This window comes from Bengtsoniella intestinalis, assembly GCF_039719005.1.
Taxonomy (GTDB): Bacteria; Bacillota; Clostridia; order Oscillospirales; family Oscillospiraceae; genus Oscillibacter; species Oscillibacter intestinalis.
Genome location: NZ_CP133584.1, coordinates 1,142,152 through 1,168,141 on the forward strand (window position 1 = coordinate 1,142,152; position 25,990 = coordinate 1,168,141).

At 46.4% G+C, this 25,990-nt stretch carries 25 protein-coding genes and 1 tRNA gene; 13 read left to right on the forward strand and 13 right to left on the reverse strand.

What is annotated here, in order from left to right; translation table 11 throughout:
* Positions 1-191: 191 nt before the first annotated feature.
* Positions 192-935 carry an IS30 family transposase gene (locus RFF05_RS05545; RefSeq protein WP_409970086.1) on the forward strand — a complete coding sequence of 248 codons (744 nt, stop codon included), beginning with the start codon at positions 192-194 and terminating at the stop codon, positions 933-935.
* Between the two features lie 116 nt (positions 936-1,051).
* Here RFF05_RS05545 and RFF05_RS05550 read toward each other — a convergent pair whose 3' ends face one another.
* Positions 1,052-1,261 carry a hypothetical protein gene (locus RFF05_RS05550; protein WP_409969385.1) on the reverse strand — a complete coding sequence of 70 codons (210 nt, stop codon included), beginning with the start codon at positions 1,259-1,261 and terminating at the stop codon, positions 1,052-1,054.
* A 132-nt stretch (positions 1,262-1,393) separates the two neighbouring features.
* Entirely contained in the window at positions 1,394-2,986 is a 1,593-nt protein-coding gene (locus RFF05_RS05555) for an L-serine ammonia-lyase, iron-sulfur-dependent, subunit alpha (RefSeq protein ID WP_409969386.1), read from the reverse strand.
* Positions 2,987-3,477: 491 nt separating this feature from the next.
* Between RFF05_RS05555 and RFF05_RS05560 the strand changes: the two genes are divergently transcribed.
* Positions 3,478-4,023, forward strand: coding sequence for a helix-turn-helix domain-containing protein (locus RFF05_RS05560; RefSeq protein ID WP_409969387.1), 546 nt, complete (start codon positions 3,478-3,480; stop codon positions 4,021-4,023).
* Positions 4,024-4,149: 126 nt separating this feature from the next.
* Here RFF05_RS05560 and RFF05_RS05565 read toward each other — a convergent pair whose 3' ends face one another.
* Complete coding sequence (locus tag RFF05_RS05565; RefSeq protein ID WP_409969388.1) at positions 4,150-4,323, reverse strand: hypothetical protein; 174 nt, start codon at positions 4,321-4,323, stop codon at positions 4,150-4,152.
* Positions 4,324-5,117: 794 nt separating this feature from the next.
* On the opposite strand from RFF05_RS05565, the gene RFF05_RS05570 reads away from it, so the two are divergent.
* The 6 genes from RFF05_RS05570 (at position 5,118) to RFF05_RS05595 (ending at position 11,959) form a co-directional block, all read left to right on the forward strand.
* Positions 5,118-5,939, forward strand: a complete 822-nt coding sequence (locus RFF05_RS05570) for a ParA family protein (protein ID WP_409969389.1) — start codon at positions 5,118-5,120, stop codon at positions 5,937-5,939.
* 152 nt (positions 5,940-6,091) lie between these two features.
* On the forward strand, positions 6,092-6,307 hold the full coding sequence (locus RFF05_RS05575; RefSeq protein ID WP_409969390.1) for a transposon-transfer assisting family protein: 216 nt from the start codon (positions 6,092-6,094) through the stop codon (positions 6,305-6,307).
* Positions 6,308-6,413: 106 nt separating this feature from the next.
* Positions 6,414-7,910 (forward strand): leucine-rich repeat protein, encoded by a 1,497-nt coding sequence (locus RFF05_RS05580; protein WP_409969391.1) that lies wholly within the window; start codon positions 6,414-6,416, stop codon positions 7,908-7,910.
* An 844-nt stretch (positions 7,911-8,754) separates the two neighbouring features.
* A complete protein-coding gene (locus RFF05_RS05585; protein ID WP_409970087.1) occupies positions 8,755-9,090 on the forward strand; it encodes a TnpV protein in 336 nt (111 codons plus the stop codon).
* A 653-nt stretch (positions 9,091-9,743) separates the two neighbouring features.
* Complete coding sequence (locus RFF05_RS05590) at positions 9,744-10,274, forward strand: hypothetical protein (RefSeq protein ID WP_409970088.1); 531 nt, start codon at positions 9,744-9,746, stop codon at positions 10,272-10,274.
* A gap of 314 nt (positions 10,275-10,588) precedes the next feature.
* On the forward strand, positions 10,589-11,959 hold the full coding sequence (locus tag RFF05_RS05595) for an IS4 family transposase (RefSeq protein ID WP_409966964.1): 1,371 nt from the start codon (positions 10,589-10,591) through the stop codon (positions 11,957-11,959).
* A gap of 210 nt (positions 11,960-12,169) precedes the next feature.
* On the opposite strand, the gene RFF05_RS05600 is transcribed toward RFF05_RS05595, so the two are convergent.
* Positions 12,170-12,940 carry a MerR family transcriptional regulator gene (locus RFF05_RS05600; protein ID WP_409969392.1) on the reverse strand — a complete coding sequence of 257 codons (771 nt, stop codon included), beginning with the start codon at positions 12,938-12,940 and terminating at the stop codon, positions 12,170-12,172.
* A gap of 155 nt (positions 12,941-13,095) precedes the next feature.
* On the opposite strand from RFF05_RS05600, the gene RFF05_RS05605 reads away from it, so the two are divergent.
* The gene (locus tag RFF05_RS05605; RefSeq protein WP_409969393.1) at positions 13,096-14,478 is read left to right on the forward strand and encodes an MATE family efflux transporter; all 1,383 of its coding nucleotides are present in this window, start codon (positions 13,096-13,098) and stop codon (positions 14,476-14,478) included.
* 245 nt (positions 14,479-14,723) lie between these two features.
* Here the strand turns inward: RFF05_RS05605 and RFF05_RS05610 are convergent, their stop codons facing one another.
* On the reverse strand, positions 14,724-15,941 hold the full coding sequence (locus RFF05_RS05610) for an IS110 family transposase (protein WP_409967781.1): 1,218 nt from the start codon (positions 15,939-15,941) through the stop codon (positions 14,724-14,726).
* Positions 15,942-16,254: 313 nt separating this feature from the next.
* Here RFF05_RS05610 and RFF05_RS05615 point away from each other — a divergent pair, with 313 nt between their 5' ends.
* Positions 16,255-17,304: a recombinase family protein gene (locus RFF05_RS05615; protein WP_409969394.1), complete on the forward strand. Its 1,050-nt coding sequence runs from the start codon at positions 16,255-16,257 to the stop codon at positions 17,302-17,304.
* Between the two features lie 53 nt (positions 17,305-17,357).
* Here RFF05_RS05615 and RFF05_RS05620 read toward each other — a convergent pair.
* Positions 17,358-17,434, reverse strand: a tRNA-Arg gene (locus tag RFF05_RS05620).
* A gap of 373 nt (positions 17,435-17,807) precedes the next feature.
* On the opposite strand from RFF05_RS05620, the gene RFF05_RS05625 reads away from it, so the two are divergent.
* From RFF05_RS05625 to RFF05_RS05635, 3 genes are all read left to right on the forward strand, one after another.
* A complete protein-coding gene (locus RFF05_RS05625; RefSeq protein WP_409969395.1) occupies positions 17,808-18,437 on the forward strand; it encodes a redox-sensing transcriptional repressor Rex in 630 nt (209 codons plus the stop codon).
* Positions 18,438-18,442: 5 nt separating this feature from the next.
* Complete coding sequence (locus tag RFF05_RS05630) at positions 18,443-19,534, forward strand: S-layer homology domain-containing protein (RefSeq protein WP_409969396.1); 1,092 nt, start codon at positions 18,443-18,445, stop codon at positions 19,532-19,534.
* A 71-nt stretch (positions 19,535-19,605) separates the two neighbouring features.
* On the forward strand, positions 19,606-19,773 hold the full coding sequence (locus tag RFF05_RS05635) for a hypothetical protein (RefSeq protein WP_409969397.1): 168 nt from the start codon (positions 19,606-19,608) through the stop codon (positions 19,771-19,773).
* Positions 19,774-19,845: 72 nt separating this feature from the next.
* On the opposite strand, the gene RFF05_RS05640 is transcribed toward RFF05_RS05635, so the two are convergent.
* The 7 genes from RFF05_RS05640 to RFF05_RS05670 form a co-directional block, all read right to left on the reverse strand.
* Positions 19,846-20,271, reverse strand: coding sequence for an aspartate carbamoyltransferase regulatory subunit (locus RFF05_RS05640; protein ID WP_409969398.1), 426 nt, complete (start codon positions 20,269-20,271; stop codon positions 19,846-19,848).
* A 12-nt stretch (positions 20,272-20,283) separates the two neighbouring features.
* Positions 20,284-21,207 (reverse strand): aspartate carbamoyltransferase, encoded by a 924-nt coding sequence (pyrB, locus tag RFF05_RS05645; RefSeq protein ID WP_409969399.1) that lies wholly within the window; start codon positions 21,205-21,207, stop codon positions 20,284-20,286.
* Positions 21,208-21,435: 228 nt separating this feature from the next.
* Entirely contained in the window at positions 21,436-22,071 is a 636-nt protein-coding gene (pyrE, locus tag RFF05_RS05650) for an orotate phosphoribosyltransferase (RefSeq protein WP_409969400.1), read from the reverse strand.
* 188 nt (positions 22,072-22,259) lie between these two features.
* Positions 22,260-22,970 (reverse strand): orotidine-5'-phosphate decarboxylase, encoded by a 711-nt coding sequence (gene pyrF, locus RFF05_RS05655; protein ID WP_409969401.1) that lies wholly within the window; start codon positions 22,968-22,970, stop codon positions 22,260-22,262.
* A complete protein-coding gene (locus tag RFF05_RS05660) occupies positions 22,967-23,881 on the reverse strand; it encodes a dihydroorotate dehydrogenase (protein ID WP_409969402.1) in 915 nt (304 codons plus the stop codon). The genes pyrF and RFF05_RS05660 overlap by 4 nt, the downstream gene beginning before the upstream one ends.
* On the reverse strand, positions 23,875-24,615 hold the full coding sequence (locus tag RFF05_RS05665) for a dihydroorotate dehydrogenase electron transfer subunit (RefSeq protein WP_409969403.1): 741 nt from the start codon (positions 24,613-24,615) through the stop codon (positions 23,875-23,877). Before RFF05_RS05665 ends, RFF05_RS05660 begins: the two co-directional genes overlap by 7 nt.
* On the reverse strand, positions 24,612-25,889 hold the full coding sequence (locus RFF05_RS05670; RefSeq protein ID WP_409969404.1) for a dihydroorotase: 1,278 nt from the start codon (positions 25,887-25,889) through the stop codon (positions 24,612-24,614). Before RFF05_RS05670 ends, RFF05_RS05665 begins: the two co-directional genes overlap by 4 nt.
* Between the last annotated feature and the right edge of the window lie 101 nt (positions 25,890-25,990).

The following is a 25,990-nucleotide window of genomic DNA, read 5'->3' on the forward strand; positions in this document are numbered from 1 at the left end:
AAAAAGCTACGGCTGACAGTCCAAGTTGTTGGAGTGTCAGCCGTGGCTTTTAGGGGTTGTGTGTTTAAGCGGTATAAAGTTCGTGAAGAACCAACTAAGCGAAAAAAGGGTTAATTGTAAAATGAAATTGAACACATAAAAAAGTCCATGGTGAATGGATTATCTGTTAGAATAAAGTTACCACACAACACATAGAAAAAGTGCGTGTACACAAATGGTCGTTAGATGCTTGTGTTGGTCATGCAAAACTGTTGCCAAAGTTTCAAAACCAGCTTATTCCTAGCACCAAAACCTTGTATAATTTGTTGTGGAAAGACGAACTACCGTTGACATTATTTGAACTTCCAGAGGTTCTAAGTCGACGTCAGCGTGGGAAACCAAGGATTTCAAAACATTTGAATGGTAAAAGCATTGATGAGCGACCAGAAGAAGTTAACGATAGAAACACCTTTGGCCATTGGGAGTCGGACACTGTTTTAGGCAAAAAACGAAAGGGTGAAAAAGCGGCATTCACCATCGTAGAGCGGCTGACTGGCAACTATTTAGCCATCCAAATTGACGAGAAAACCACAAATGGCGTAGCCGCTGCTGTAGCGCAGTTGAAGGTAGAATATGGCGATAAATTCAGCCAAGTTTTCAAGACAATCACCACGGATAATGGTAGTGAATTTGCCGATTTTGCCACCTTTGAAGCATTGGGAACCAAAATTTATTTCGCCCATCCTTATTCCTCGTGGGAACGGCCTATCAACGAGAGAACCAATCGAATTTTGAGAAAATTTATACCAAAAGGCAAGTCGATGAATGGATTTACCCCCGAAGACATCTTGTCCTTTGCCGATGAAATCAACGCCACTCCAACCAAACGATTGGGCTATCACACTCCAGAAGAATTATTTGAAGCAGAATTAGACCGAATTTATTCTGCAAATTAAACTAGGTCGCTTTATTTTTGGAATGTGTTCAATTTGTTATTGCAATTTTCATCTATATTATTTTCTCCTTTTTCACACTATGTTTATTTGAATTTTAACAGCTGTAGCATAATTGATTAGTAATACACATCAATATAATCTGCATCTGCAAAAAACTCCACCTCTTTTGCAGTTTCCAGTTTTTTGTAGTCTTCTTCGCTCAAATCCACAACAGGAATCATCTTATCGTAAAAATGTGCCGCAATCAAAGGCCCTGTCAGCAAAACGGGGTCTGTGGTAATATTCACCATGGCCGCAGGAGCGGTTCCTTGGCGCACCATCTCCATCAGTGTGGTGCCAGCGCCACCTCACGCTCTACACCACCCCAGAAACTAAAGGGGTCATTGGAATAGAGAACTTCTGCTCTTGTGGCTCCGCTGAGTGCATATTTGCACTCAGCGGAGCCACAAGCTTACGCCTTATCTATTATTGTCTCGCTGGTCCTGTTCGCGTGCCAATTGTTCGCCGCAAGGTGTGGTGCACAATCCGCCTTTGCAGGTGCAACGTAACTCGCTAGGCAGTTGCTTGCCCACACGGAACAAGGTTTCAGCAGATTGATCCAAAGGAATGAGGGGATCAAATCCACCCATAATCATGTTTGCCGAAATGATAGCATTACCTACTGACATGGCATTGCGGTTGATACAGGGGATTTGCACCAAACCTGCAACGGGGTCACAAATGGTGCCCAAAATATTTTGCAGTGCACAAGAGGCCGCCATACAGCTTTGTTCTGGTGTGCCCCCCATGTAATAAGTCAATGCACCAGCGGCCATGGCCGAGGCTGCGCCGGGCTCCACTTGACAGCCGTAGAGTTCAGCGGAGTAGTTGCAATCCTTACTCATGACAATGCCAATCACTGACGTTACAAACATCATTTTAATTTTCTCGTCCATAGAAAGATTCAAGTGGTTTGCCACACCCAGTACTGCACCAGGGAAAATACCGGCAGAGCCACCTGTTGGCGCACAGAGCACAACCCCCATCGCACTACTATATTCCATGGTAGCCATACCCCAAGCGACTGCTGTGTTCATCACCCCCATGTCTAAGGCGCATTTGTCAGTTTTACAGTAGGCTTCTACTTTTCCGGCAGTAGGTCGAATAATGCCCGCCATGTCGATGTCACCTTTGAGCGCTTCTTTGGCGCTGGTTTCCATGGTTTCCACAACGTAGCGCATATAGTCCCAGACTTGATTGTATGTCCAGCCGCTGCGCGCCATTTCGTAATCAATGCCCAATGTCCAAAGCGCTTTTCCAGTTTCCTTGGCAACTGCGAGCATTTCTTGTGCACTCACAAAGGGAAATTGTGTATTGCGATTGGACGGGACTACCAAAATCGGCTCCATAACGACCACCCGTGTCACGCCGTCCAGTTTTTTAATATCTTCTAGTACACTCTGATTGTAGGGCGTGTGCTGCTTGATGTTTAAAAGGCCTTTCCCATTTACTGTAGATACGCTGGTACCCTCATTTTTTTCAAACAAAGATACCAAGTGGTTTTTTAACTGTTGGTTGTGAACCTCGTCTAAGTCGGTACGTACAATCAATTCATAGCAGTCACCTACAATCGAAACCTCAAACCCATCAATGGCAAGAAGCTTTACCGTGCCACCCCCAGTGGAATCAGAATAGACCACCACTTTTTCTCCCACGGTGTTTTCCAACGTTAAATGAGAAATATTGGGCACTACAGGGGGGAAATCACTAATGAAAAAATCAACCTCAACGTTTGCTTTTTTTGCTTCATTGAACGCATCTCGTAAGCGAGGGTCTTCAGGCCGTCGCCCCAAGAGGCCATTTACATATCCCATGTCGGAGCGCTGTCCCTTGTACATCAGCGTGTATGCGCCATCTTTTGCAAACTCAATAGTACACTTTTTCAGTGTGCCAGGCAAAAGCTGTTGAGATAGATAGCCAATTCTGGAAGGACCGCAAGTGTGTGAGCTAGATGGACCAATCATAGTAGGACCTACGATGTCATTGAAAATGCTTGGATTTTGTCGTATCATAATGAAATTCCCCTTTTCAATTTAGTGAAATTTGCCAAGTTCATACTTCCATTATAAACATGGGTATAATCTTTGTCAACTTCGCAATTTATACAAAAAATTACATTATTTTTGTGTGTTAAATCAAGAAACACAATTTATCCTTTGATTTAAAACTTATTATTTTTCAAATAAATGAAATATTGCATAGTGTATTTTTCATTTATTTGAAAATAATTCGGACAGAATCATCCGCGTGCAGATTAAAACTAGTAGCATTTTGCACCACTGTTTCACACCGTATTTTTATTGGTAAATCTATCCCCTTTTGCAATGCCAGATTTACTACCCCTTGTCTTTCTCTTGCTTCTTGTGATATAATAATTGCAAAACGATTATTATATTTGATTTTAACACATACAAATCACCCACACTTGGCCAAATAAACCAGTTGAAACTTTTGTATATTTGGTATATAATATTCTTTAATTTACGTTCATTGAGGTGAGTATATGGTATCCAATATTGGTCAAAAAATCAGAGCACTGCGCAAAGAAAAAGGCATCACTTTATCGGAACTTTCAACAGCAACAGACCTTTCTATCGGCCTTCTAAGCAATTTAGAGCGCAATATGTCAAGCCCCACGCTGGAAAATATACAACGCATTTGCGAAGCGCTCAATCACTCTTTAATTACACTGCTTGAAAACAACAGTATGCCCACCCGTGTTGTGCGCGCCAATGAAAGAAACATTGTATTTGACGAGGAGAAAAAACTCCGTTATGAATCCGTTATATTTGGTCCTAATTGCTTGGACGGATTATTTATCACGCTAGAACCCAATTGTCATATTGATAGAGAATGGACTCATGGCTATGATGAGTTAGGCTTAGTGTTGGAAGGTTCTATGCTGATTACTATGGAAGGGACTCAACTTTTGATGGAAAAAGGGGATTCCGCCTATATTAAGGCGCAGACAAATCACGGCTTAGGCAACCCCAGTGATTTGCCTTGTATCAGTTATTGGGTGCGCCAGCCATCCATTGACCATGTGTGATTCTCTTAGCAGACTTATCGGTGGATATGAATCTCTAGCGAAAAATAAGGCACAAGTCGCAAAAAGGCTCACAGGTCACATCCCAAGTGGTGGGGTGTGACCTGTGAGCCTTTGGTTTGATTTGATTTAAGCGGTGGGTTCTGCAGTGGTGTCAGCCAGTGCGGTTTCGATGAGGCCTAGCACGAAGTCTCGCCGGGTCAGCTTTTTGCCAGTGCGTGCAGTCTCCAGTTCGAGGTGGGATTTGATTTTCTGGAATAACTCCTCGCTGATTTGGAATGCCATCGTTCTAGTGTTTGCCATGTTGGTACCGACCTTTTCTTTTTTTGTGTAGTAGTCGGTGACACTAGGTGATGTACTGTGCGGTGGTGAGGCCGCTGACCTCTCGGTTCTGGCTGATTTGCTCGTGGAGTTCGATGGGGATTTGTGCGCATAGGTTTTTAGTTTCCATAGTGGCTGACCTCCTTGTTTGGTGATTCGCTATCGCGCAACTAAGCCTAAAGTCTATGGAAAGCTATTCACTAGAACCACCAAAGAAGCGCCCCCAACTTCGTGGAAAACCAACAGAACGAAAAAAACCCTAGATTCTGGTTAAAAACCGAAAATCTAGGATAATTTTGATGTATTGATATGGTTGTTGAGGCGAAAGAGATGCAGAAGAGGGGTTCGACTCCCACCAACTACGTCTTTTGCCTGTTTGCATCCATTTTCACGTTAAAATTTTTTCACGAGAGACAGGCGATTTCATCTGAACTTTTTCGATGTATTTATCGCAGTCTTCTCTACTAAAATGCGAAAACACCACACTCTCGTGTGGTGTTTTCTGTGGCGCATCTTTTTTGGCCACTAAGTTTGCCCTTACGGCATAATTGCGACAAATGAAAAAAGCCAGTCATATCAAGGGTTTCAGCCATTTCACATCTATAAACAGGTGCTATTTTGGGTGAAAATCACTCACTATTTTGACCCCTCAAATATTTTTGCTACATATGCGACAAATACCCAAACAGCTACAACTAAATACATTATGAAATAAGGTCAAGGAAACTTGGCCTTATTTTTATGCCCAAAATCATGAATCTTATGGAGGATTTATTATGCTTGCAAAAACCATAGCCATTGCGATGCAAAAAGGTGGCACAGCTAAAACACTAACAACTGCCAGCCTTGGCATCGGATTGGCACAGGAGGGAAAGAAAGTCCTATTAGTTGAGTGTGACCCACAGGGGTCGCTTTCCATCAGCTTGGGGCACCCTCGCCCCGATGATATGCCCACCACGTTGGCAACATTGATGGGGAAAGTCATTCAAGACGAAATCATTGCCCCACGAGAGGGCATCCTTGCTCACACGGAAGGGGTGGATTTACTCCCTGCCAACATTGAGTTGTCTGGCATGGAAGCCTCGCTCATCAACGCCATGAGCCGTGAAACCGTTCTCAAGCAATACCTTAGCACTGTTAAGAGAGAATATGATTACATCCTGCTGGACTGCTCCCCTTCGCTGGGGATGCTCACCATCAATGCTCTTGCTGCCGCTGACAGCGTGGTCATTCCTGTGCAAGCCCAATACCTCTCTGCGAAAGGCTTGGAACAGCTCTTACAAACCGTTGCCAAAGTACGAAAACAGATTAATCCCAAATTGAAAATTGATGGGATGCTTCTCACCATGGTAGACAATCGCACAAATTTCTCCAAAGAAGTTAGTTCATTGCTTCGAGATACCTATGGTGGCAAAATCAATGTGTTTTCCACTGACATCCCCTATTCAGTCCGTGCCGCTGAAACTACCGCAGAGGGAAAAAGCATTTTTGCCCATGATCCCAAAGGTAAAGTTGCTGAGGCCTATCGATGTTTGACCAAGGAGGTATTGAAAATTGAAAAGCAAAGACAGAAAGCTAGAGCTAACGCCGCTCGATGACCTTTTTTCTACCCAAGAAAGCCGTGAAGAAGCACAGCTAGAGCGTGTACAGAAGCTACCAATCTCTCAGATGCGTCCATTCAAAGACCATCCATTCAAAGTTAAAGAAGATGATGCTATGCGGGACACAGTAGAAAGTGTAAAGCTATGATATGAAATTTACCGTTGAAGAAACCAATCTGATGTGTATTTACACCGCCGACACCCGTGAGGAGCTGATGGCCAACCTCACCGAAATGCAGGGGCATTTGCAGGAAGACGAAACCGAGCTGAAAGAATTGACCGCCAGTGTGCTCACCAAGCTGGAGAGCATGACCGATGAGGAGTTTGAGGCGGTCAAGGGAGAGCTTGTGGGGGATTTTGAGTAAGTTGTTCTCGATATAACGATAACCACTCAATATTTTCTTGAATTTAATGTGGTATAGTGCTACACTTGCTTTATAGCATAATTTGTCATTTGAGGAGGATAGCACTATGCCACTTGTAGCAGCCAAATGTACCAACTGCGGCGCATCTGTGAACGTAGATAACGCCAAAGATGCCGCAATCTGTGAATTTTGCAATACACCATTTATCGTAGAAAAAGCAATCAACAACTATAATATCAGCAATAACAACACAATTACAAACTCTGTGGTCAACATCTACGGTGGAAACTCAGAAGATTTTGTTATTCGAGCTGGTGTATTAGAGAAATATACTGGGGCATCTATAGAGGTAGTGATTCCTAATAGTGTAACATCAATTAAGTGCGATGCATTTTCCGGATGTGACGGTTTAAAATCTATCACGATTCCCGATAGTGTAACAAGTATAGACGCTCATACATTCAATTATTGCAAAAATCTCGTTTCCGTTACCATTCCTAATAGCGTGACACGCATTGGCGAGGGAGCTTTCGAATACTGCTCAAGCCTCATATCTATCGCTATCCCCAATAGTGTAACCGAAATTGCTGAATGTGCGTTTTTGGGATGCACAAGCCTTGCTTCTGTTACAATTCCTAACGGTGTAACTGAAATTGCTGAACGTGCGTTTTTGGGATGCACAAGCCTTGTTTCTATCACCATTCCCAATAGTGTGGCCAAACTCAATTTTCATGCTTTTAAAAATTGCACAAACCTTGTTTATGTCACCATTCCTGATAGCGTGACAGAAATTGAAGGGTGGGCCTTCGAAGGTTGTATAAATCTCACATCTATTGTCATTCCAGATAGTGTGCGTAAAATCGGGTGCTCTGCTTTTAGCGGATGCTCAAGTCTTACATCCATTACATTCCCTAATAGTATGAATACAGTTGAAGAAACCGTATTCCAAGATTGTACAGCGCTTACTTCCCTTAATATTCCCAATAGTGTGAGAGAGATAAAGAATGGTGCCTTCTCTGGATGCACAAATCTTACCTCTGTTATTATCGCTATTGGCGTGAGCGAGATTGGAAGAACAGTTGAGTATGTGCGTACCATTGGTGTTTTCTGCAATTGTACAAACCTTACATCTATCACCATCCCCGATAGTGTAACGAAAATTGGAGGATGTGCTTTTGAGGGGTGTACAAGTCTTGCTACCATAAATGCCGCCCCCAAATATATTCGAACGCATATTGAGGATTTCCGAGGTTCTCTGTTCTATGAACGCAAAAAAGACGGTTGCTATCTCACCACCGCCTGCATGGAGCACCAATTGGCATCCTTTGACGATAACTGCCATGAACTGACAGTGCTTCGTTCCTTTAGAGACTCCTACCTCAAATCACATCACCCAGAGGACATCCAAACTTATTATCTCACTGCACCATCCATTGTAGATGCCATCAATTCCAAAGAAAACGCAACGGCCATCTGGGCGAAAGTATATGACGAATTGATTGTGCCATCGGTGGATAGCATCCAAGGGCACAAATTAGAGCAAGCCTATACCCATTACAAAATATACGGCCTAATGCTAGGTGAAAAGTATCTAAAAAACTAAATTCCATCAATGAAATAGTAATCTGAGAGAGCCACTTCTTCGGAGGTGGCTCTTTTTTTACCCAAAATCCAAAAAAGGAGGCCAACCATGCCAACGAAACATGAACTCGCCCAGCTCTATGAGGTGAGCACCACGCAGGCCACGGCCAGTTTAGCCAACTGGACAGCCCTGCTTTCCACCGTGGGACGGCTCTACAAGTACCCGTTCCATGAACAGCTGATGATCCATGCCCAGCGCCCAGATGCCACGGCCTGTGCCGAGTTCGGGCTGTGGAACAATACCATGAACCGCTATATCCGCCGTGGCTCAACGGGAATTGCCCTCATTGACCCCACTGGGGACAGCGATAAAATTCGATATGTCTTTTACGTGAAAGATACGGGCGGACGGGAGCAATCTCGCCGCCCTGTTTTGTGGGCAATGGAGGAGTCTTACCACAAAGACGTGATGGCTCATTTGAAAGCACAGCACGATGCAGATGGCGATAACTTGCCCCTCGTCCTCGACAACATTGCGTACGATCTGGCAATGGAGTATTATGAAGATACCAAAGACGAACTGCGATATTTGGTGGAAGGTAGCTTTTTAGAAGAACTGGATGACCAAAATCTGCACTCTGCCTTCGTCAATGCCACCAGTACCAGCATCGCCTACACTTTGATGAGTCGTTGCAATTTGGATACCGAACACTATTTTGACCACTTGGACTTCGCCGCTATCTTTGATTTTAACACCAGCGCAACGGCAAACCTACTGGGCACCGCTGTCAGCGAGAAGTCTGAGCAAATCCTGCGAGAAATTGCCACCATCATCACCAAATTAGAGAGGAGCAAACAATATGAACATGACTTACACACAGAACGGGGACTATCTGATTCCCAACCTCACACTGGCCCCACAGGAGACCCCCATCGGGAAGTACGGACGGATGCGAAAGAAATTCTTGATGGAGCACCGCAAAGCGACCTTCAACCATCTGCTGATGAGCGAGAAGCTCCACCCCCATCTGGTGGAGATCGACCAAACGGCAGACAGACGGATGGAGCAGATGATGAGCGAACTGCTGGTGAAACAGCCAGCCCCCGACAAGATGAAGCACCAAATGGAGTGGGTGGGACACATGAACAATCTGAGGGCACAGGCCGAGGAAGTCATTCTGACGGAGCTGGTGTACGCTTAAATTCCAACCCAGATACCCCCATGGAGCAGTTCTCCATGTTCCTCAGTGAGGCACAGCAAATCAAAACCATACTTCATTCTGAATGGCTACGCCATTCCCACGGCTTAGGCCGTGGTGGCTCTGACGAGCCAGAATATCGTGACGACGTCCTCCAGGGACGTTCCGTCCCTCTGGGCTCTGCCCAGCCCCTCTTACGAGGGGAGAGGACTGGTATAGCGGACAGGCAGGAGCGAGTGAAATCGCCCAGCCCGTCCGCTTTTGCTATTTCTGAGGAAGAAATTGAGCATGAACTGCGTGGCGGCACTGGCTTCGTAGACGGTAGACTTCGTGTGTATGAGCTGTACCAGAGTAGCCCTACTCCCACTGATGCCATCAAGTGGCTGAAAGAGGAATACGGCTGGGGCGGTCATAGCCACACATTCCTAGACGGCTCAAGGGGCTTCGTCAACCACGAGCCATCCAAGGGGCTTATCTTCGATGTCTATGCCGAGAACAAGAAAGTCACCGTTAAATGGACTGCTGCGGAAAAGCTCCTCCGTAATCTTATCGCCACTGGCAACTACCTCACCCCAGAGGAAAAAGCCAAATATGAGGCAAAGCAAGCTGGTGTGGTGGGGCTAGAGGCCATCCCTCCAGAGCCACAAGTCACCCCAATGTGGCAGAGCTATCTGGACATTAAGCGAGACTATGCGGATGAACTTGTCCTATTCCAAATGGGCGATTTCTTCGAGGCCTACCATGCTGATGCAGAGCGTTTAGCCGAGGCAAGCAACTTGCTTCTTGCCCATCGAGACGTGAAGGGCGAGGGCACCGTCCCCATGACCGCCCTTTCCATCCATCGTCTGGAGGATATTAGAGACGATTTACTGTCCAAGGGTTTTGACCTTGTGGTGGCACCACTGAAAAATGGTGAGCGAAAGACCTCCCTGTATCACGGCAGAACAGAGGAGCCAGAGGAAGAATTTCTGGACTTTAATCCAGATGTACTGCGTGAAATGCTCCAAGAAAGTGCGGAGGAGAGCTACGCATCACCATTCATCCAGCGTGTGATTGCCAATGTAGAGGCACTGGCTCGTGAAGAAGCCCAGTCAGAACTTGCCCCTGCCCCTACCATCACCCAAGGGGACATTGACCAAGCCCTCTTAGAATGGAACGGCAGACCCAGAGGGAGCAAGTCTAGATGAGGAAGCATACCTCCAAGCCTAAGAGGAAGGGCGATGAGGGGCGGTAGCAGACCACCCATGCAGTGTGAACGCACGTCTAAAGTCACTTTGATACCACATTTTTAACTATGATGTCACTTTCATTAAGAGAAACCAATCTAAAAAAGTACCTGAATCCTACCTTTCGCATACCCATTTAAGAATAAAAATGATTTAGTCCCAGAACCAATGTCATTAAGATAAGCCTGGGTGCTACAAGAAAAACACCCAGAACCTTTTAAAAAAAGCTTGACAATTACAAAAAAATGTGCGGTCGCCTTCATTGACCAAAGTCAATGAAGGCGACCCTTGTTATTGAGCATAACGCTGATAACAAAGGAGATGCACACATGACATTCACAACAAAAAACATAAAAAGAACACTAAAAAAATCCATAAAAGCCCTTTCGCAAAACGCTGTAAAATATGCTGAAAATCCAGAAAAAGACTTCACCCGAAATAGGAAGTTACCATTTGAAAAAGTAATTGAAACAACCTTATCTCTCACAGGAAAAACACTATATGGGGAATTATCCGAACAATTCGGCATACATTCATCCTCACCTACAGTATCCGCTTTTGTGCAACAACGAAACAAAATCAAATCAACTGCCTTCGAGGATTTATTCCACCAATTTGTTGCCGAAACAAACCAACCCATCACCCACCGTGGCTACCGCCTTTTGGCTGTGGATGGCTCTAGTTTGCACGTTCCCACCAACCCAAAGGAAGTGGATTCTTACCATCAAAAGGCCAATGACTCCAAGCCTTTTAACCTTTTGCACCTCAACGCCATGTACGATATTTTGCGCAAAACCTACGTGGATGCAACGGTTGAAAAGGGTGAAAACAAGGCCTTTGCCACCATGGTGGCACGTAATCAATCAAAAGTACCCACCATTTACATTGCTGATAGAGGCTACGAATCGTACAATAATTTCGCTCATGTGCAAGAAAGAGGGCAAAAATTCCTTGTCAGAGTGAAGGATTCTGCTTCACGCAACGGTATTTGTCACGGATTATCTTTGCCTGTTGGTGAGGAGTTTGACGTTTCACTGACGCTACACATTTCACGCAAGCAAACAGCGCAAGCCAAAAATCAAAACCTGAAATTTATCGCCCATAGTTCACCATTTGATTTTTTACCCTGCAAAACAAAGAAAAATGAAAAAATCGAGCCATATCCGTTACATATTCGCCTCGTTTGCTTTAAACTTTCTGAAAATTCTTACGAAACGGTTGCCACAAATTTGGATAAAAGTGAATTTGATTCTGCTGCCCTCAAGGATTTGTACGCCAAGCGATGGGGTATCGAAACGTCCTTCCGCTCTTTGAAATTCACCGTCGGATTGCTGTATTTTCACAGCAAAAAGACGAAGCTTCTTCTTCAAGAAATCTTCGCCAAGTTGATTATATACAATTTTACACAGTTGATAACCTCGTGCATTGCTGTAAAAAAAGTTACCAGAAAGCGGGTTTATCAAATAAATTTCGCTGTTGCCACTCAAATTTGTCGTAAATTCTTTGGGAAGAATGTACCCGTCGCCGAAGTTGAAGCCTGCATCGCAAAAAACCTAACACCCATGCGAAATTTGCCCTCAAACCCACGCAAGCGACGCAACACGAACCCCAGAACCGACACCTCTTTTTTCTATCGCTTGGCGTAATGCCACGTTATAAGGACAAGCAAGCAGATTGAAAAATCTGCTTGCTTGTCCTGCGCATTTTTAGATTCCGATGATTTTTTATTAGCTGTTCTTGCGTTTCAATAGCTTAACTTAATGACATTGGTCCCAGAACACACCCACCACGAGCGACCAACGGAAGTTCCTGCGATGTAAGCCACGCAGGGCGAACTTTATGTTAGAAGCTGAACTTTAGTCTGATATTTCTCTTTGAATCTCAATATTCATATCCGTATCAGAGTAAATTTTCTGGTTGATAAACCTACAGACAGTAAAAGAGGTGGTGGAATCTTTGATTTCCTGAAAATTTTCTGTGAAACGATTGGTAACAAAAGAGGAAAAAACACCTGATGGCACAGAAATTGTTACATTTTTCACTGATTTCCCCACCTCTAAAAAGAGGTATCCTTTTATTTCATTTTTACAGACTTTGCGAAATAAAATCCCTTCTTCCACTGAGGTAGAAGTCGAAAATAGTATTTGTTGCTTCTGAATCAGTTCACTTCGTAATTTTTCGTAATCTCCCAAACGAAAGCTAGAAAAAGGAAAATCAATATAAATAAAGTGTCGTTTCTTTAAGGTTTTACTGTAAACATTAGTTGATTTGATGATATTCTCCGTTTCTTCAAGGTGAATTGCCATGCTCTCCATGAGATTTAACTGATGTTTCACCTTTTTCTGCTTTAATTTTGCTATTTCTATCCCTTTATCTAATATCGTTTCTAGGTTGAGAGAGCCGTTTTCATCAAAATGCCCCTTAAACTCTTTCAGAGGAATATCCATATCCACACAGATGGAAATAAAATCCAAAAGAAATAATTGCCTGTGTGCATAATAGCGATAGTTGGTGTTTTCATTGATGTGTGCTGGTTTCAATATCCCAAGTTTTTCATAATATCGTAACGAACCAACACTTAAACCAGTTAATTTGCACACTTCTCCTACAGAAATATATTGTTCCATAAATTTCTCCTTTTTTCAAAAAAGTGCTCGACTCGACTACTATAGTCGGGTGTATACTATGATTGTAGCATAAATAAATATATTTTGTCAAAGGCTTTTAGAAGTGAAACAATTCAAAAGAATTGACTTAGGAGCAAAAAAATGGAGTGGAAATAATGAAAAATAAATTAGAAAACACGCAAAAAGAAGAGGTCACTGACAGCACGAAGGACAACGACTATGGAACAGCTTCCATCTCTAGTCTTTTCCTGAAAGTAGTGCTTCCCTCGATGATTGCAATGCTTATCACTGGGATACAAGGTGTCATTGATGGTCTGTTTTTGGGGAATTACATGGGCGATAGTGCCATGGCAAGTGCCAATATTGCTTCCCCTTTTTTGCAAATTCTCATGGGAATCACCATGGTTATCAGCATTGGTGGTACGGCTTTTATCAGCAGAACTTTGGGTGTCAACGATTTGTCTAAGGCACAAGATATTTTTAAGTCTTGTTTTATTGCACTATCCGTCAGTTCTATTTGTATCATACTATCTGCATGGTTTTACAGTGACCATTTTGCGATTTTATTTGGTGCAAGTGATACATTGTTGCAAGGAGCAAGTGACTATATCCGTGTAATTGGGATATTTTCACCTTTTGTGATGTTTTATGTGTTATTTGCCTTTACAAACCGTGTCATAGGTAAACCACACTTATTGCTCATGGCTAGTATTGCTTGTGTTGTGGCAAATATTACGCTGAACTATCTGTTTATCGCCGTTTTACAGCTAGGTATGATAGGAGCAGGACTTGCCACAGGACTTTCATACTCTTTAGGATTTCTCATCAATCTAAAGCCAATATTATCTAAAAACACTGTTGTGAATGTTTTTAATGGCAGATTTCACTGGAAATTGCTTGGTGTTCTCCTGTTTAACGGTTCTTCTGAGGGGATAACATCTATCTCCACAGCAATAAGTGTCTGGGTTTTTAACCTAACTTTCATGTATTATTACGGAGATTCAGGAGTGGCTTCCTTTACCATTGTGAATTATATTGCTCAATTTACCACCACATTACTCTTTGGCATGGGTGAAGGTGTAACACCCATCATCGCTTATCATTATGGAGCAAATTTACAAGAAAGAATTGAGAAAACTATGAAATTCGCTGTGTTAGGTAACTTTTTAGTTGGGATTTGTTCTTGTTTGTCCGTCCAAATTTGGGGCGAAGCACTCATTAGATTATTTGCAGACGGAAATGGAGAACTGATTTCAATGACCCTATCAGGGGCAAAAATATATGCACTTTCATTCCTACTTTCTGGATTTAATATCCTTATTTCTGCTTATTTTACAGCAAAAGGCGATGCGATAAACTCTGTGATTGTGTCCTCTAGCCGAGGACTTGTCTTTATTTTAATTGGAATTTTCACTTTGCCATCTTTCTTTGATTTCACTGGAGTGTGGTTGGTTGTTCCTTTTGCCGAAGTAGTAACACTGGGAATTATTCTGTATTTACTTTCTAAACAGAGTAAAACTATAGAAAAACAGAGTTAAAAAGTCTTTATCTAATAAAATCAAAAACGATAATTTTTTCAAGCCTTTACTGATTTTGTGTCGGTAAAGGCTTTTCTATGCAAAGAAAACGAAACTATCAAATAAAAGGAGTCCTGTAAATAAAAGTCAAGCCCTAAAATGAAAAAATCTCACAAAAATTGTGAGATGACAAAGCAGGCATAACAAAACAGGCCAGAGAAAGAAGGTGTAATCACTGACCTGAAAAACTATGAAATTAGCGTCACTTAGCCCTCGCTGGCGGTCTCCAGAGCCAGCATACACTCCTTGACCCGAGCGTAATAAATCCGCAGGAACTTGTTCTGTGCGGCCGTCATGTAGACGTAGTAGGGCTTGCCCTCGGCACGTTTCTTGTCTATGAACTGGTACACCGCCTCGTCCTCAGGCTTCTTCTTGACGTAGGTAGACACCACCTGAAACAGCGTTTTGCGCAGGTGGGGCGAGCCACGTTTGGTGGTCTTTCCGCCTTGAGAGGTCTGCTTGCCTGACTGGTTGACCGACGGATCCACCCCTGCAAACGCCACAATGGAGCTGCGGTGGGCGAAGCGACGCACATCCCCAATCTCCGCCATCAGCTGTACGCCAGTGGCCTCGCCTACGCCGTACATCGCCATGACGGTGTCGTACTCGGGCAACTCTTTAGCCATGCGGTTCATCTCGATTTTCATCTCAGAGAGGGTTTCTTTGGAGGCTATGAGTTGCTTGGCCGCCGTCACAACCAACAATTTTGCGTAGTCGTTTTTGGGCAGAGTGACAATCATTTTCTGGGTTTTTGCGTAAATTTCAGCCGCCTTTTTGGGTTGAAAATGGTACCCCTTTCGCTTGCACCATTTTTGATAGCGGTCTGTGAAGGACTTTTCGCTGACGGTTGCAATGCAGTGACAGTGCCAAAATGTAGCCAAAAAATCAATCCACTTGACATGACCATCCTTGCGCTCAGGACTAGAAAACAGCTCGTTGACGCCTGGAAAGGTCTTATCCGAGAGAGAAATTAGGTTGTTTTGCAATGAAACAATGGTTTTCATGTACAAATTGTACTGCCGTGTGCAGAGCTTTAATTGTTGTCGTATGGTTTCCATAGGTGTATGTTCTCGCAAATCCACCCAATTGTCAAGCCCGTATTTTGCGATTTTTAGGGCATCGGCTTTGTCGGTTTTAACCTTGCGGATGGAGCCACCACCGCTCTGCTTGATGAGTAGTGGGTTGAGAATGCTGACGTAGATACCGTGCTGGCTCAGTGTCTGGGCGACTGGTTCGTGGTAACGACCAGTGGCCTCCATGATGACACGGGTGTCCGCACCCAACGCAAGAATTTCCTGCGCCAGTACGTCGATGCTGTGGCTGTCGTGCTGGTAAGTACGAGGTGGGAGCGCCACCTCACCCATAGGCCGCAGGGCGGCTACCACGCTGAATTCTTTGGAAATATCGATTCCGACTGCGTTCATATTGTTTCCTCCATGTATTTTGATTAGGCATTCCGCTTTCTTCGCTGCTTGTTCAATCTCCTGAGTGACACGAACGCACCAGTCTTGGTGGCACAACCTGCGCAAATCGAATGCTGCGAACGAGAGAGGCGGCTGGCGGACTCCTTTGCGGGCGTGTAAGCCCTCGGAAAACAGAGCCAGACCTGTTCTCTCCCATTCTAACAGCTTAGGCAACAAAAAGACAAAAGACACGGCTGGCAGCCGTGCCTTAAACCTTAATTTATATTGTAGGAGGGAAACCAATGCCACCCATAAAACACCCAGAGAGAGCCAGATGACAAGAAAGCAGACTTACGACTCACAGGCCTATGGTGAAGATACAGGCGGTCTGTTGGTCTCCTTCAAGTTCCTCATGGCAGAGTATTATAGCAAGGACTTGTCCCAGAAAATCACCTCTGCTGCTCGTGAACGGATGAAGCGAGGGGAACGTATTTCCAAGCGATGTGCCTTTGGTTATCGCAAAGAGGGCAACAATCTGGTGCTCGATGAGGCCACTGCTCCCACGGTGCAACGTATCTTCCAGCTTGCCCAGCAAGGCGAATCTACCAGAAGCATCGTGCAAACCCTCTATCGTGAACAACGCCCCATTCCAACTGTGTGCCGTGGAGAAAAGAAATCGGATGATATGTCTTGTATTTGGACAGCCTCAGTTTTGAGTAAAATCCTCCAAGATGAACAATATCTCGGCACCTATATCGCAGGTACAACCAAGGTTGAGAGCTTTGGCACCAAACGTCGAGTGCCAACTCCAGAGAGTGAATGGATCAAAATTCCCGACCATCACCCAGCCATTATCCCTCAAGCACAATTTGATATGGTACAAGCAATTTGGAAACAGTCTGGTAAGCCCAGAGGAACATCGACGCAGTCCGTTGCTAAGCCCACATCACCTCTGCGTGGTAAAGTCTATTGTGGGCACTGTGGACACAAGCTCCACCAGTGCAATGGTAAAACGAAAACCTTCAACTGTAAATTTGCAGGTCGTTTTCCAGATAGGCTTTGCTATAAGCTCAAAGTAGCCATCAATGACCTTGAAGCACAGGTGTCACAAGTGCTGGCCAATCGAAGAAACAATCAGCTTGCCATACCAACACCTGAGCGTGATACCGATTCCAACGATGTAGCTCAATTACTCTACGAATCTTTCGTAGCTGGGGAAATCGATGCCCAGACCTATCAATCGCAAAAAGCAATCATCGACAAGCCTCAAAGCAAACAAAAAGAGCACAGCTCTCAAACAGAAAGCTATACTCTAACGGAAGCGGTTAAAAAGGTATTCTATTTTCCCGACGGACACATTGAAATACAATGGAACGAGACCTAAACAAAGACATACGGCATGTTCACAACATTTGTCGCAAACATGCCGTATGGGTTTGGTACGCCCGACTGGGTTCGAACCAGCGACCTTCAGAGTCGGAGTCTGACACTCTATCCAACTGAGCTACGGACGCGTATATTAGAATCTGCTTTTTACGGCAGCAGTCTACTTTGTGATTTTAGTAGTCTAGCAGTAGTCTTTCGGTGTTTTTGAAAATCACAAAACAAGGAAACACTAGACATAGCAGGGGTTTGCAGAATTTATGTGTTACACGCTGCCGCCCGTGTGGTCGTCCAATACTCTATCGGAATCAGTTCCAAGTGAATAATTGACGCTTTAATAGTATAGCAGACCGCATTCCATTTGTAAAGCCTATCATGAAATTTTTTTGCCTCCATAGATTGTTAAAAAGTTTGACAAGTCGAGGATTTTGATATATAATTTATACATGATTACTACGATATATACAATCGTTACTTAAACTGATAAATTGGAGTGTGAATTTTTTGAAAAAGGATAATATTTCCGATGCGGTTATCCGCCGACTTCCCCGTTATTACCGCCAGTTGACCGACCTGTGCAACCAAGGTATCGTCCGTATTTCTTCCCAATCTTTAGGACAAGAAATGGGTATCACCGCTTCCCAAATCCGCCAAGATTTTAGCTGTTTTGGTGAGTTTGGTCAACAAGGCTATGGCTATCACGTGGAAGAATTACGCCGTGAAATTGGACAAATTCTCGGTGTAGACAAAGATCACCATCTCATCATGATTGGCGTTGGTAACTTAGGCCACGCTTTGTTGCAAAACTTCCCTTTCGCCCAAACTGGTTTCACCGTAGATGCCGCTTTCGACGTGGCTCCCAACTTAATCGGCACCATGATCAACAACGTACCTGTCTATGCCATGGCCGACTTGGCTGGCTTTATCCGTGAACACAAGGTGGATGTGGTGGTTTTGACCGTTCCCCAATCTGTGGCACAAGATATGGCCACAAGCCTCATTGAAATGGGCATCAAAGGCTTTTGGAACTTCACCAATGTGGAGTTGGCCTCTGAATTTCCCGAAGTCAAATTTGAAAACATTCACTTTGCCGACAGCCTGCTAACCTTGAGTTATCGGGTAGAAAATCCATAATGCCTATGAAACTACCCAAAAAACCTGTATTTTTGGTGCTCAGTGTTGCTTTTTTGATGGTAATGGCTTCTGCCGTAGGCGGCGATATTGCCGATCCCCTCATTTCCCTGTCCTACTTGACTGGCGACTATACCACCAAGATTACACAGGAACTGGAAACCGCCCTTGATACCGCTGAGCAGGTTATTTTAGATGGTATTGATGCCCAAATTGACGGCTCTGCCCTCACCCAAGACACTGCCTCCACTTGGACCGAAAGCCGCCTCAAACAAGGGGATGTCCTCACATTGCCCACTGGTGGTAATGTGCTGGTTTTGGCTGGCGATGCTCAAATGAACATCACCACTGGCACCGTGGTCAACGTCACCACTGGCGCAGAAATTGCCTCTGGCTCTGCCCTCCTTGCCAACAACCGCTACATGGCTGTGGAAGACACCGTAGCCACGTGCACTATCACCTCTAAAACCGCTGTGGTCACCTACCAAGGCCCCTACGGCTTCACCTATTCTGACAGCATCGATTACAATGCCATGGCACAAGGTTTGAAAGACTTAAGCTTGTTTAAAGGCAGCTTCACTGGATATGGCGATGGGTTTGATTTGGAAGTGGCCCCCACCCGTGTGCAGGCGTTGATTATGTTCATCCGTGTGCTAGGTGAAGAAGACCAAGCCTTGGCTTGGTCTGGCACCACGCCCTTCACCGACATTGCCACAGGCTCTCTCAACGAACAATACGTGGGCTATGCCTATGAAAACGGCTACACCAACGGCTATACTACCACCACTTTTTTACCCAATGTGGACATCAGCGCCACCCAATATGCTGAGTTTTTACTCCGTGCCATGGACTATCGCACCGCTGGTTCCTCTGACGTTTCCACGGCCTTGACAGAAGCCCAAAGCATTGGTATGTTGCCCGCTACACAGGTGGAAACCTTGACCAGTACCACCTTCTTACGTGCCGACTTGGTCAGCGTGTCCTTTGACGCACTGGCCACCCAATTGGCTGACGGGTCAGGCACCTTGGCACAGCGTCTGATTTCCCAAGGTATTTTCACCAACGCCACCTACCAAAACGTTCTTTCTCAAATTCAGTAACACATTTAAGAAAATCACATACTATGGAGTGAGACCGCATGACGGTCAACGTTTTATAGGAGGATTTTCTTATGTATAACAATGGTTTTTTTGGTGGTAACTGCTGTTGGATCATCATCGCCATCATCGTGATTGTCTGTTGCTGTGGCAACGGCGGCGGTTGCGGTGGTTACGATAACTGCGGTTGCGGTTGCGAACGTCGTTGCAACGATCGCTGCTGTGAACCCCCCTGCTGCTAAGCCAACATAACAACAGCCCCTCTGACGTAAAGTCAGAGGGGCTGTTTCCATTTGCCATTATTAAGGATGCACTTAATTTTTACGCTTTTTTTCAGTTTCGCAATAGGCGCAACGATAGGTGTGCTTTTCTACGTCGTTGAGCAGGAAAATGGCATCTAGGCCAGATTCTGCCACGGTGATACAACGGGGGTTTTTACAATGAATCACGTTCACCAGTTTTTGGGGTGGGCTCAGCTTTTCCTTGCGCAAACGCTTGCCATCACGGATGATATTCACGGTGATTTCAGGGTCAATATACCCCAAGACTTCCAAATCCACATCCAGAGGAGAGTCGATTTTGATGATGTCTTTTTTGCCTTGCTTGCCAGAGCGAACATTTTTAATAATCGCCACACAGCAGTCCAGCTCGTCCAGCTTTAAATAGCGGTAAATATCCATGGATTTACCAGCTTTGATATGGTCAAGCACCACACCATTTAAAATGCTATCAATATTCATGCTCTCTCCTCCTTATGCGTCCAAGCCCAACAGCTTACAAATCAGCGCCATGCGAATAAACTTGCCGTTTTTCACTTGGTTCCAATAGCAGGCACGGGGGTCAGAGTCCACTTTCACATGGATTTCGTTGACACGGGGCAGGGGATGCAAGATGCACAAATCAGATTTAGCATCTGCCAATTTGGGCATGTCCAACACATAGGTGTCTTTCAAGCGGATGTAATCGGCTTCGTTGAAGAACCGTTCCCGTTGGACACGGGTCATGTACAGCACGTCCAGTTCAGGCATGGCTTCTTCCAAGCTGGCGGTTTCTTCGTAAGCCAAACCTGCACGACCCAAGGTGCCTTCGGTGATGTAAGAAGGCATTTTCAGCTCCTCTGGAGAGATAAACACAAAGCGGATACCAGTTTGACGTGCCAGCGCGTTCACCAGAGAGTGGACGGTGCGCCCGAACTTCAAGTCACCGCAAAAGCCCACGGTCAAGTTGTCCAGACGACCCTTTTCACGCTGAATGGTCAGCAGGTCGGTGAGGGTTTGGGTGGGGTGATTGTGACCGCCGTCCCCAGCGTTGATGATGGGCACAGTGGCAAACTGTGCGGCGGCATAGGGTGCGCCTTCTTTGGGGTGGCGCATGGCGATGATGTCAGCGTAACAGCTGACGGTGCGGACGGTGTCGCCCACGGTTTCGCCTTTGGTGGCAGAGCTGGAAGAGGCCTCAGAGAAGCCCAGCACTGTGCCGCCCAATGCCAACATGGCAGACTCGAAAGACAGACGGGTACGGGTGGATGGCTCGAAAAACAGCGTTGCCAGTTGCTTGTTTTTGCACACTTCGGTGTATTTTTCGGGATGGTCAATCATGTCACCTGCGGTGGCAATCAGACCATCGATTTCTTCAACGGTTAAATCAACAATGTCAATGAGATTACGTACAGACATTTTTATTTCCTTTCTAAATATCCTCATTGTAGATGACGAGGCTGTAGGGACAGGGCTGAGCCTGCCCCCTTGGGTATGCCCCTGTCCGTGTTCAATCAAGCACGCAGGTACCCAATGCGGACAACCGCATACCCCAGGGCACCTTCTCTTGCCCGTTGGGCAATTCACCTTGAGGGTTGTCCCTATGTTTATTTCTAGGCCTCGTTAAATATAATTGGGAGTTCTAAATTATCCGATCCAGCTTTCGTCGGAGGGGTTATTGCGGAACTTCTTCAAACGGTCAATATCTTCAGTTTTGATATAGCCTTCTTCCGCCGCCACTTCGCTGAGGGCGTCCAAGTTGGACAAGCAGTGGCAGGTCACGTTGGCAGCGGCCAAGCGGTCCACGCTTTTTTGCATGCCATAGGTGAAAATGGCCACGATGCCCAGCACGTCAGCGCCGGCTTCACGCAGTGCGTCCACCACTTCGATACAGCTACCGCCAGTGGACAGCAGGTCTTCTACGACGACGACCTTTTGACCTTTTTCCAGCTTGCCTTCGATTTGGTTGCCACGACCGTGGTCTTTGCTACCAGAGCGGACATAACCCATGGGCTTGTTCATCAGATGACCGCAGATGCCAGCGTGGGCAATGCCAGCGGTGGAGGTGCCCATCAGCACTTCGCAGTCGGGATAGTTGGCTTCAATCAAAGACACCAAGCCTTCTTCCACTTGGGTGCGGACAGCAGGGGCCGTGAGGGTCAAACGGTTGTCGCAGTAAATGGGGCTTTTGATGCCGCTGGCCCAAGTAAAAGGTTGGTCAGGGCGGAGAAAAACAGCTCCGATAGACAGAAGCCCTTGGGCAATGGTACGTTCGAGTGACATAGTGGTGTTCTCCTTTAAAATAGTATTATGAAACTTCTATATGGTCATAATGCCTCATCGGGACACGGGCGACCACAGGTCGCCCCTACAGTTCCGTGTATCCACAATTTTATTGATTTGGTTTCGTAGAGACAGGGCTTGACCGTTCCCTACAAATTCTAAAATATTATAACGACGTTTACCGTGGCTTACACCCCAACAAATTCCTGCATGGCTTGGGTGTAGGCGGCTACGGGGTCGGGGGCTTGGGTGATGGGGCGACCCATGACGATGTAGTCACAGCCAGAGACGGCGGCTTTTTCTGGGGTCATGATGCGCTTTTGGTCGCCTACGTCCCCACCTGCGAAGCGGATACCGGGGGTGATGGTCATGAAGTCTGCGCCGCAACCTTCTTTCACAATGGCAGCTTCCAGAGGAGAGCAGACCACGCCGTCTAGGCCAGATTTGTTGGCATTTTGGGCATAGTGCATGACAGTGTCAGCCATGGGGGTATCGATGAGCAGGTCACGCTTCAAAGTCTCAGCGTCGGTGGAAGTCAACTGGGTGACGGCAATCAGCAGAGGACGGGTGCCATCAGCACGGGTCAAGCCTTCCAGTGCGCCAGCCATCATGTCGCAAGCGCCAGAAGCATGGACGTTGACCATGTCCACATCCAAGTTAGACAGGACGCTCATGGCACGCTTGACGGTGTTGGGGATGTCGTGAAGCTTCAAATCCAAGAAGATTTTGTGGCCTCGGGCTTTGATTTCTCGCACCATTTGGGGGCCTTCTGCATAAAACAATTCCATGCCGATTTTCACGAAGGGCTTTTGGGTTTGGCCTTGGAATTTATCCAAAAAAGCCATGGTTTCGGTGCCAGTGGGGAAGTCCAATGCGATAATTACGTCTTTTCCGCTCATGTGTGTGCGCCTCCTGTTAATTCTGAAATATTCGTCACGCCCAGTGATTCACAGACGCTGGGCAGGTTCTCGATGATGGTTTTGCAAGCGTAGGGGTCTTTCAAGTTGGCGGCACCCACTTCAACAGCGGTGGCACCAGCCAACATCATTTCTGCCACGTCACGTGCCGTGGACACACCACCGCACCCGATGATGGGCAGTTTCACAGCTTCGTACACGTCCCACACCATCCGCAGTGCCACGGGGAACACCGCGGGGCCAGACAAACCGCCAGTGCGGTTGGCGATGATGGGCTTGCGTTTTTGCAGGTCAATCCGCATACCCAAAAGGGTGTTAATCAGGCAAATACCGTCAGCACCGCCAGCTTCGCAAGCACGGGCAATCTCGGCAATGTCGGTGACGTTGGGGCTCAGCTTCATGAACACAGGCTTGGTGGTGACGGCTTTGACAGCACGGGTCACTTCCTCTGCCAATTTGGCATCAGAACCAAAGTTTTTGCCACCAGCGTGGAGGTTGGGGCAACTGATGTTCACTTCCAAAATACCCACCTCAGGGCAAGCGTCCAGCTTGCGACAGTTGTCGGCATATTCGTCCAGAGAAAAACCACCCACATTGGCAACCAGAGGGCCAGCAAACCGCTGTGCCATGGCAGGGATTTCGTGAGCAATGACGGCTTCGATGCCGGGGTTTTGCAAACCCACAGCGTTGAGCATACCAGCAGGTGCCTCAGCAATGCGAGGCAGTGGGTTGCCCATGCGAGGCTCCCCAGTGGTGCCTTTGAAGGAGAAGCTACCTAGTACATTTAAGTCGTAAAATTCAGCAAATTCCTTGCCAAAACCAAAGGTACCAGAGGCAGGAATGATGGGGTTTTTCAATTCTACCCCACAGAGGGATACAGCTAGATTTACCATACCAGTTCCTCCTTATATAAAATGGGGCCGTCTTTGCAAATCCGCTTGTAACCGCCCTTGACAGCGGTGGTACAGCCCACGCAAGCGCCAAAACCGCAAGCCATACGGGCTTCAAAGCTGAATTGACCATCGGTCAATTCAGCCAGACCATCCACGGCTTTTAGCATGGGGGTGGGGCCACAGACGAAGGCATAGTTGCCCTCTGGACAGTGCTCCGCCGCCGCCGTGGTCACATAACCTTTGGTGCCCACGGTGCCATCTTCGGTGGCCACATAGAACTTACAACCCAAGGCTTCAAATTCGTCCTTGTACAGCACGTCAGCGCCAGTGCGGAAGCCAGCAATCACAGTGGGCACGGTGCCAGCTTCTATCATGCGCCGAGCCAAGCCATACATGGGGGCAAGCCCAATGCCACCGCCCAACAAAATGGGGGTACCATCGCACAGGGCAGGGTCAAAGCCGTTGCCCAAGCCAGAGAGCACGTCAAACTTGGTGCCAACGCCCATGGCCACCATCTCAGCGGTGCCTTCCCCTGCCACACGCACCAAAATGGTGCAGGTGTCCTCCGTCCAATCACAGATGGAGATAGGGCGACGGAGGTAGCGTTCGGGCAGTTCGATGTTGATAAACTGCCCAGCCGCGGTGATGTCAGAAGTGTCACCGCTGAACACCATTTCATAGGTGTCGTGGGTCAAGGGGCGAGAGGATTTCAGGGTAAAAATTTGCTTACTCATGCCTTGTCCTCCTTATTATATACGATTTTGCCACCACAGATGGTCATGGCAATGTCGGCGTTTACATCCCAGCCTTCAAAGGGGGTTGCTTTGCCCATAGAAATGCCGTTTTCACCATAAATGGTATAAGGTGCGGTCAAATTCAGCACCGTCAAATCCGCCACAGCGCCTTCTGCGATGGTGCCGCCTTCTAAACCGAAGATGCGACAAGGGTTGACGGTGAGGGCATCGACGACCGTTTTCATAGGCACTTTCCCAGTCTCCACCAAATAGGTATAAACCGTGGCGAAAGCGGTTTCAATCCCCACCACGCCATTAAAACTGTTGGTGAAGTCGCCACACTTTTCATCGTGGCTGTGGGGGGCATGGTCGGTGGCGATGCAGTCGATGGTGCCGTCTACCAATCCAGCCACCAAAGCGTCACGGTCTGCCGTGCCACGGATGGGGGGATTCATTTTATACCGACCTTCATTTTTGATATCGTCGTCGGTCATGATTAAATAGTGAGGGCCAGTTTCGCAGGTGACGGGCAAGCCTTTGGCCTTGGCCTGACGAATCACCTCCACGCTTTCCTTGCAGGACAGGTGGCAGATGTGGTATTGGCAACCCGTTTTTTCCACCAGTTCCAAATCACGGGCAATTTGCCCCCATTCACTTTCAGCGCAAGCGCCTTCAAACCCATGGGCTTTGGCAAAGTTGCCAGGGTGAACGGTGATGCACCCTTCTAACAGGCTTTCGTCCTCGCAGTGTGCCACAATGGGCTTGCCAGCGGTCTTGGCGATGGTCATTGCTTCTTCCATCATAGCGGTGTTTTGCACCCCTCGACCATCGTCGGTGTAGCCCAACACAAACGGTGCCATGGCGGTCAAATCTGCCAAGGTTTCCCCCTTTTGCCCCACGGTGATGGCACCATAAGGGTAGACACGGACGGCGGCATCTTTTTCAATGATGTCCAGTTGGACTTGGAGGCTGTCCATGCAGTCGGGCACAGGCTTCAAATTAGGCATGGCCCCCAAGCCAGTGTACCCACCTCGTGCGCTGGCAGCGGTGCCAGTGGCAATGGTTTCCTTATAAGAAAAGCCCGGTTCACGAAGATGCACGTGGACATCAACGAAACCCGGAACCAAATGGAAACCCGTTATATCAATGACAGAAAACCCTTCTTTGGGAAGGGAGGAACCAATGGAAATAATCTGCCCATCCGCAATGGCAACATCTAAAGGTTGAAACTGTCCATCATGCCAAACATGACCGTTACAAAGCAAACTCTTCATACTCTTCTCCTCTCTAAATCGCCCTATTTTCAACACATTATCATAGCGGAAAACAGGGAAAATGTCAATGGGTTTTGGAAAAGTTGTTACTTGATAAATTT

What these genes read in the sequence shown, in the direction of transcription:
- RFF05_RS05630 (WP_409969396.1), top strand. Translation starts at nt 18,443, where the DNA reads ATGAAACTACCCAAAAAACCTGTATTTTTGGTGCTCAGTGTTGCTTTT.
- RFF05_RS05615 (WP_409969394.1), top strand. Translation starts at nt 16,255, where the DNA reads ATGACAAGAAAGCAGACTTACGACTCACAGGCCTATGGTGAAGATACA.
- pyrB (WP_409969399.1), bottom strand. Translation starts at nt 21,207, where the DNA reads ATGTCTGTACGTAATCTCATTGACATTGTTGATTTAACCGTTGAAGAA.
- RFF05_RS05580 (WP_409969391.1), top strand. Translation starts at nt 6,414, where the DNA reads ATGCCACTTGTAGCAGCCAAATGTACCAACTGCGGCGCATCTGTGAAC.
- RFF05_RS05555 (WP_409969386.1), bottom strand. Translation starts at nt 2,986, where the DNA reads ATGATACGACAAAATCCAAGCATTTTCAATGACATCGTAGGTCCTACT.
- RFF05_RS05565 (WP_409969388.1), bottom strand. Translation starts at nt 4,323, where the DNA reads ATGGCAAACACTAGAACGATGGCATTCCAAATCAGCGAGGAGTTATTC.
- RFF05_RS05570 (WP_409969389.1), top strand. Translation starts at nt 5,118, where the DNA reads ATGCTTGCAAAAACCATAGCCATTGCGATGCAAAAAGGTGGCACAGCT.
- RFF05_RS05640 (WP_409969398.1), bottom strand. Translation starts at nt 20,271, where the DNA reads ATGAATATTGATAGCATTTTAAATGGTGTGGTGCTTGACCATATCAAA.
- RFF05_RS05600 (WP_409969392.1), bottom strand. Translation starts at nt 12,940, where the DNA reads ATGGAACAATATATTTCTGTAGGAGAAGTGTGCAAATTAACTGGTTTA.
- RFF05_RS05595 (WP_409966964.1), top strand. Translation starts at nt 10,589, where the DNA reads ATGAAGGCGACCCTTGTTATTGAGCATAACGCTGATAACAAAGGAGAT.
- pyrE (WP_409969400.1), bottom strand. Translation starts at nt 22,071, where the DNA reads ATGTCACTCGAACGTACCATTGCCCAAGGGCTTCTGTCTATCGGAGCT.
- RFF05_RS05550 (WP_409969385.1), bottom strand. Translation starts at nt 1,261, where the DNA reads ATGGAGATGGTGCGCCAAGGAACCGCTCCTGCGGCCATGGTGAATATT.
- RFF05_RS05585 (WP_409970087.1), top strand. Translation starts at nt 8,755, where the DNA reads ATGACTTACACACAGAACGGGGACTATCTGATTCCCAACCTCACACTG.
- RFF05_RS05610 (WP_409967781.1), bottom strand. Translation starts at nt 15,941, where the DNA reads ATGAACGCAGTCGGAATCGATATTTCCAAAGAATTCAGCGTGGTAGCC.
- RFF05_RS05660 (WP_409969402.1), bottom strand. Translation starts at nt 23,881, where the DNA reads ATGGTAAATCTAGCTGTATCCCTCTGTGGGGTAGAATTGAAAAACCCC.
- RFF05_RS05590 (WP_409970088.1), top strand. Translation starts at nt 9,744, where the DNA reads ATGTGGCAGAGCTATCTGGACATTAAGCGAGACTATGCGGATGAACTT.
- RFF05_RS05575 (WP_409969390.1), top strand. Translation starts at nt 6,092, where the DNA reads ATGAAATTTACCGTTGAAGAAACCAATCTGATGTGTATTTACACCGCC.
- RFF05_RS05635 (WP_409969397.1), top strand. Translation starts at nt 19,606, where the DNA reads ATGTATAACAATGGTTTTTTTGGTGGTAACTGCTGTTGGATCATCATC.
- RFF05_RS05560 (WP_409969387.1), top strand. Translation starts at nt 3,478, where the DNA reads ATGGTATCCAATATTGGTCAAAAAATCAGAGCACTGCGCAAAGAAAAA.
- RFF05_RS05605 (WP_409969393.1), top strand. Translation starts at nt 13,096, where the DNA reads ATGAAAAATAAATTAGAAAACACGCAAAAAGAAGAGGTCACTGACAGC.
- RFF05_RS05670 (WP_409969404.1), bottom strand. Translation starts at nt 25,889, where the DNA reads ATGAAGAGTTTGCTTTGTAACGGTCATGTTTGGCATGATGGACAGTTT.
- RFF05_RS05665 (WP_409969403.1), bottom strand. Translation starts at nt 24,615, where the DNA reads ATGAGTAAGCAAATTTTTACCCTGAAATCCTCTCGCCCCTTGACCCAC.
- pyrF (WP_409969401.1), bottom strand. Translation starts at nt 22,970, where the DNA reads ATGAGCGGAAAAGACGTAATTATCGCATTGGACTTCCCCACTGGCACC.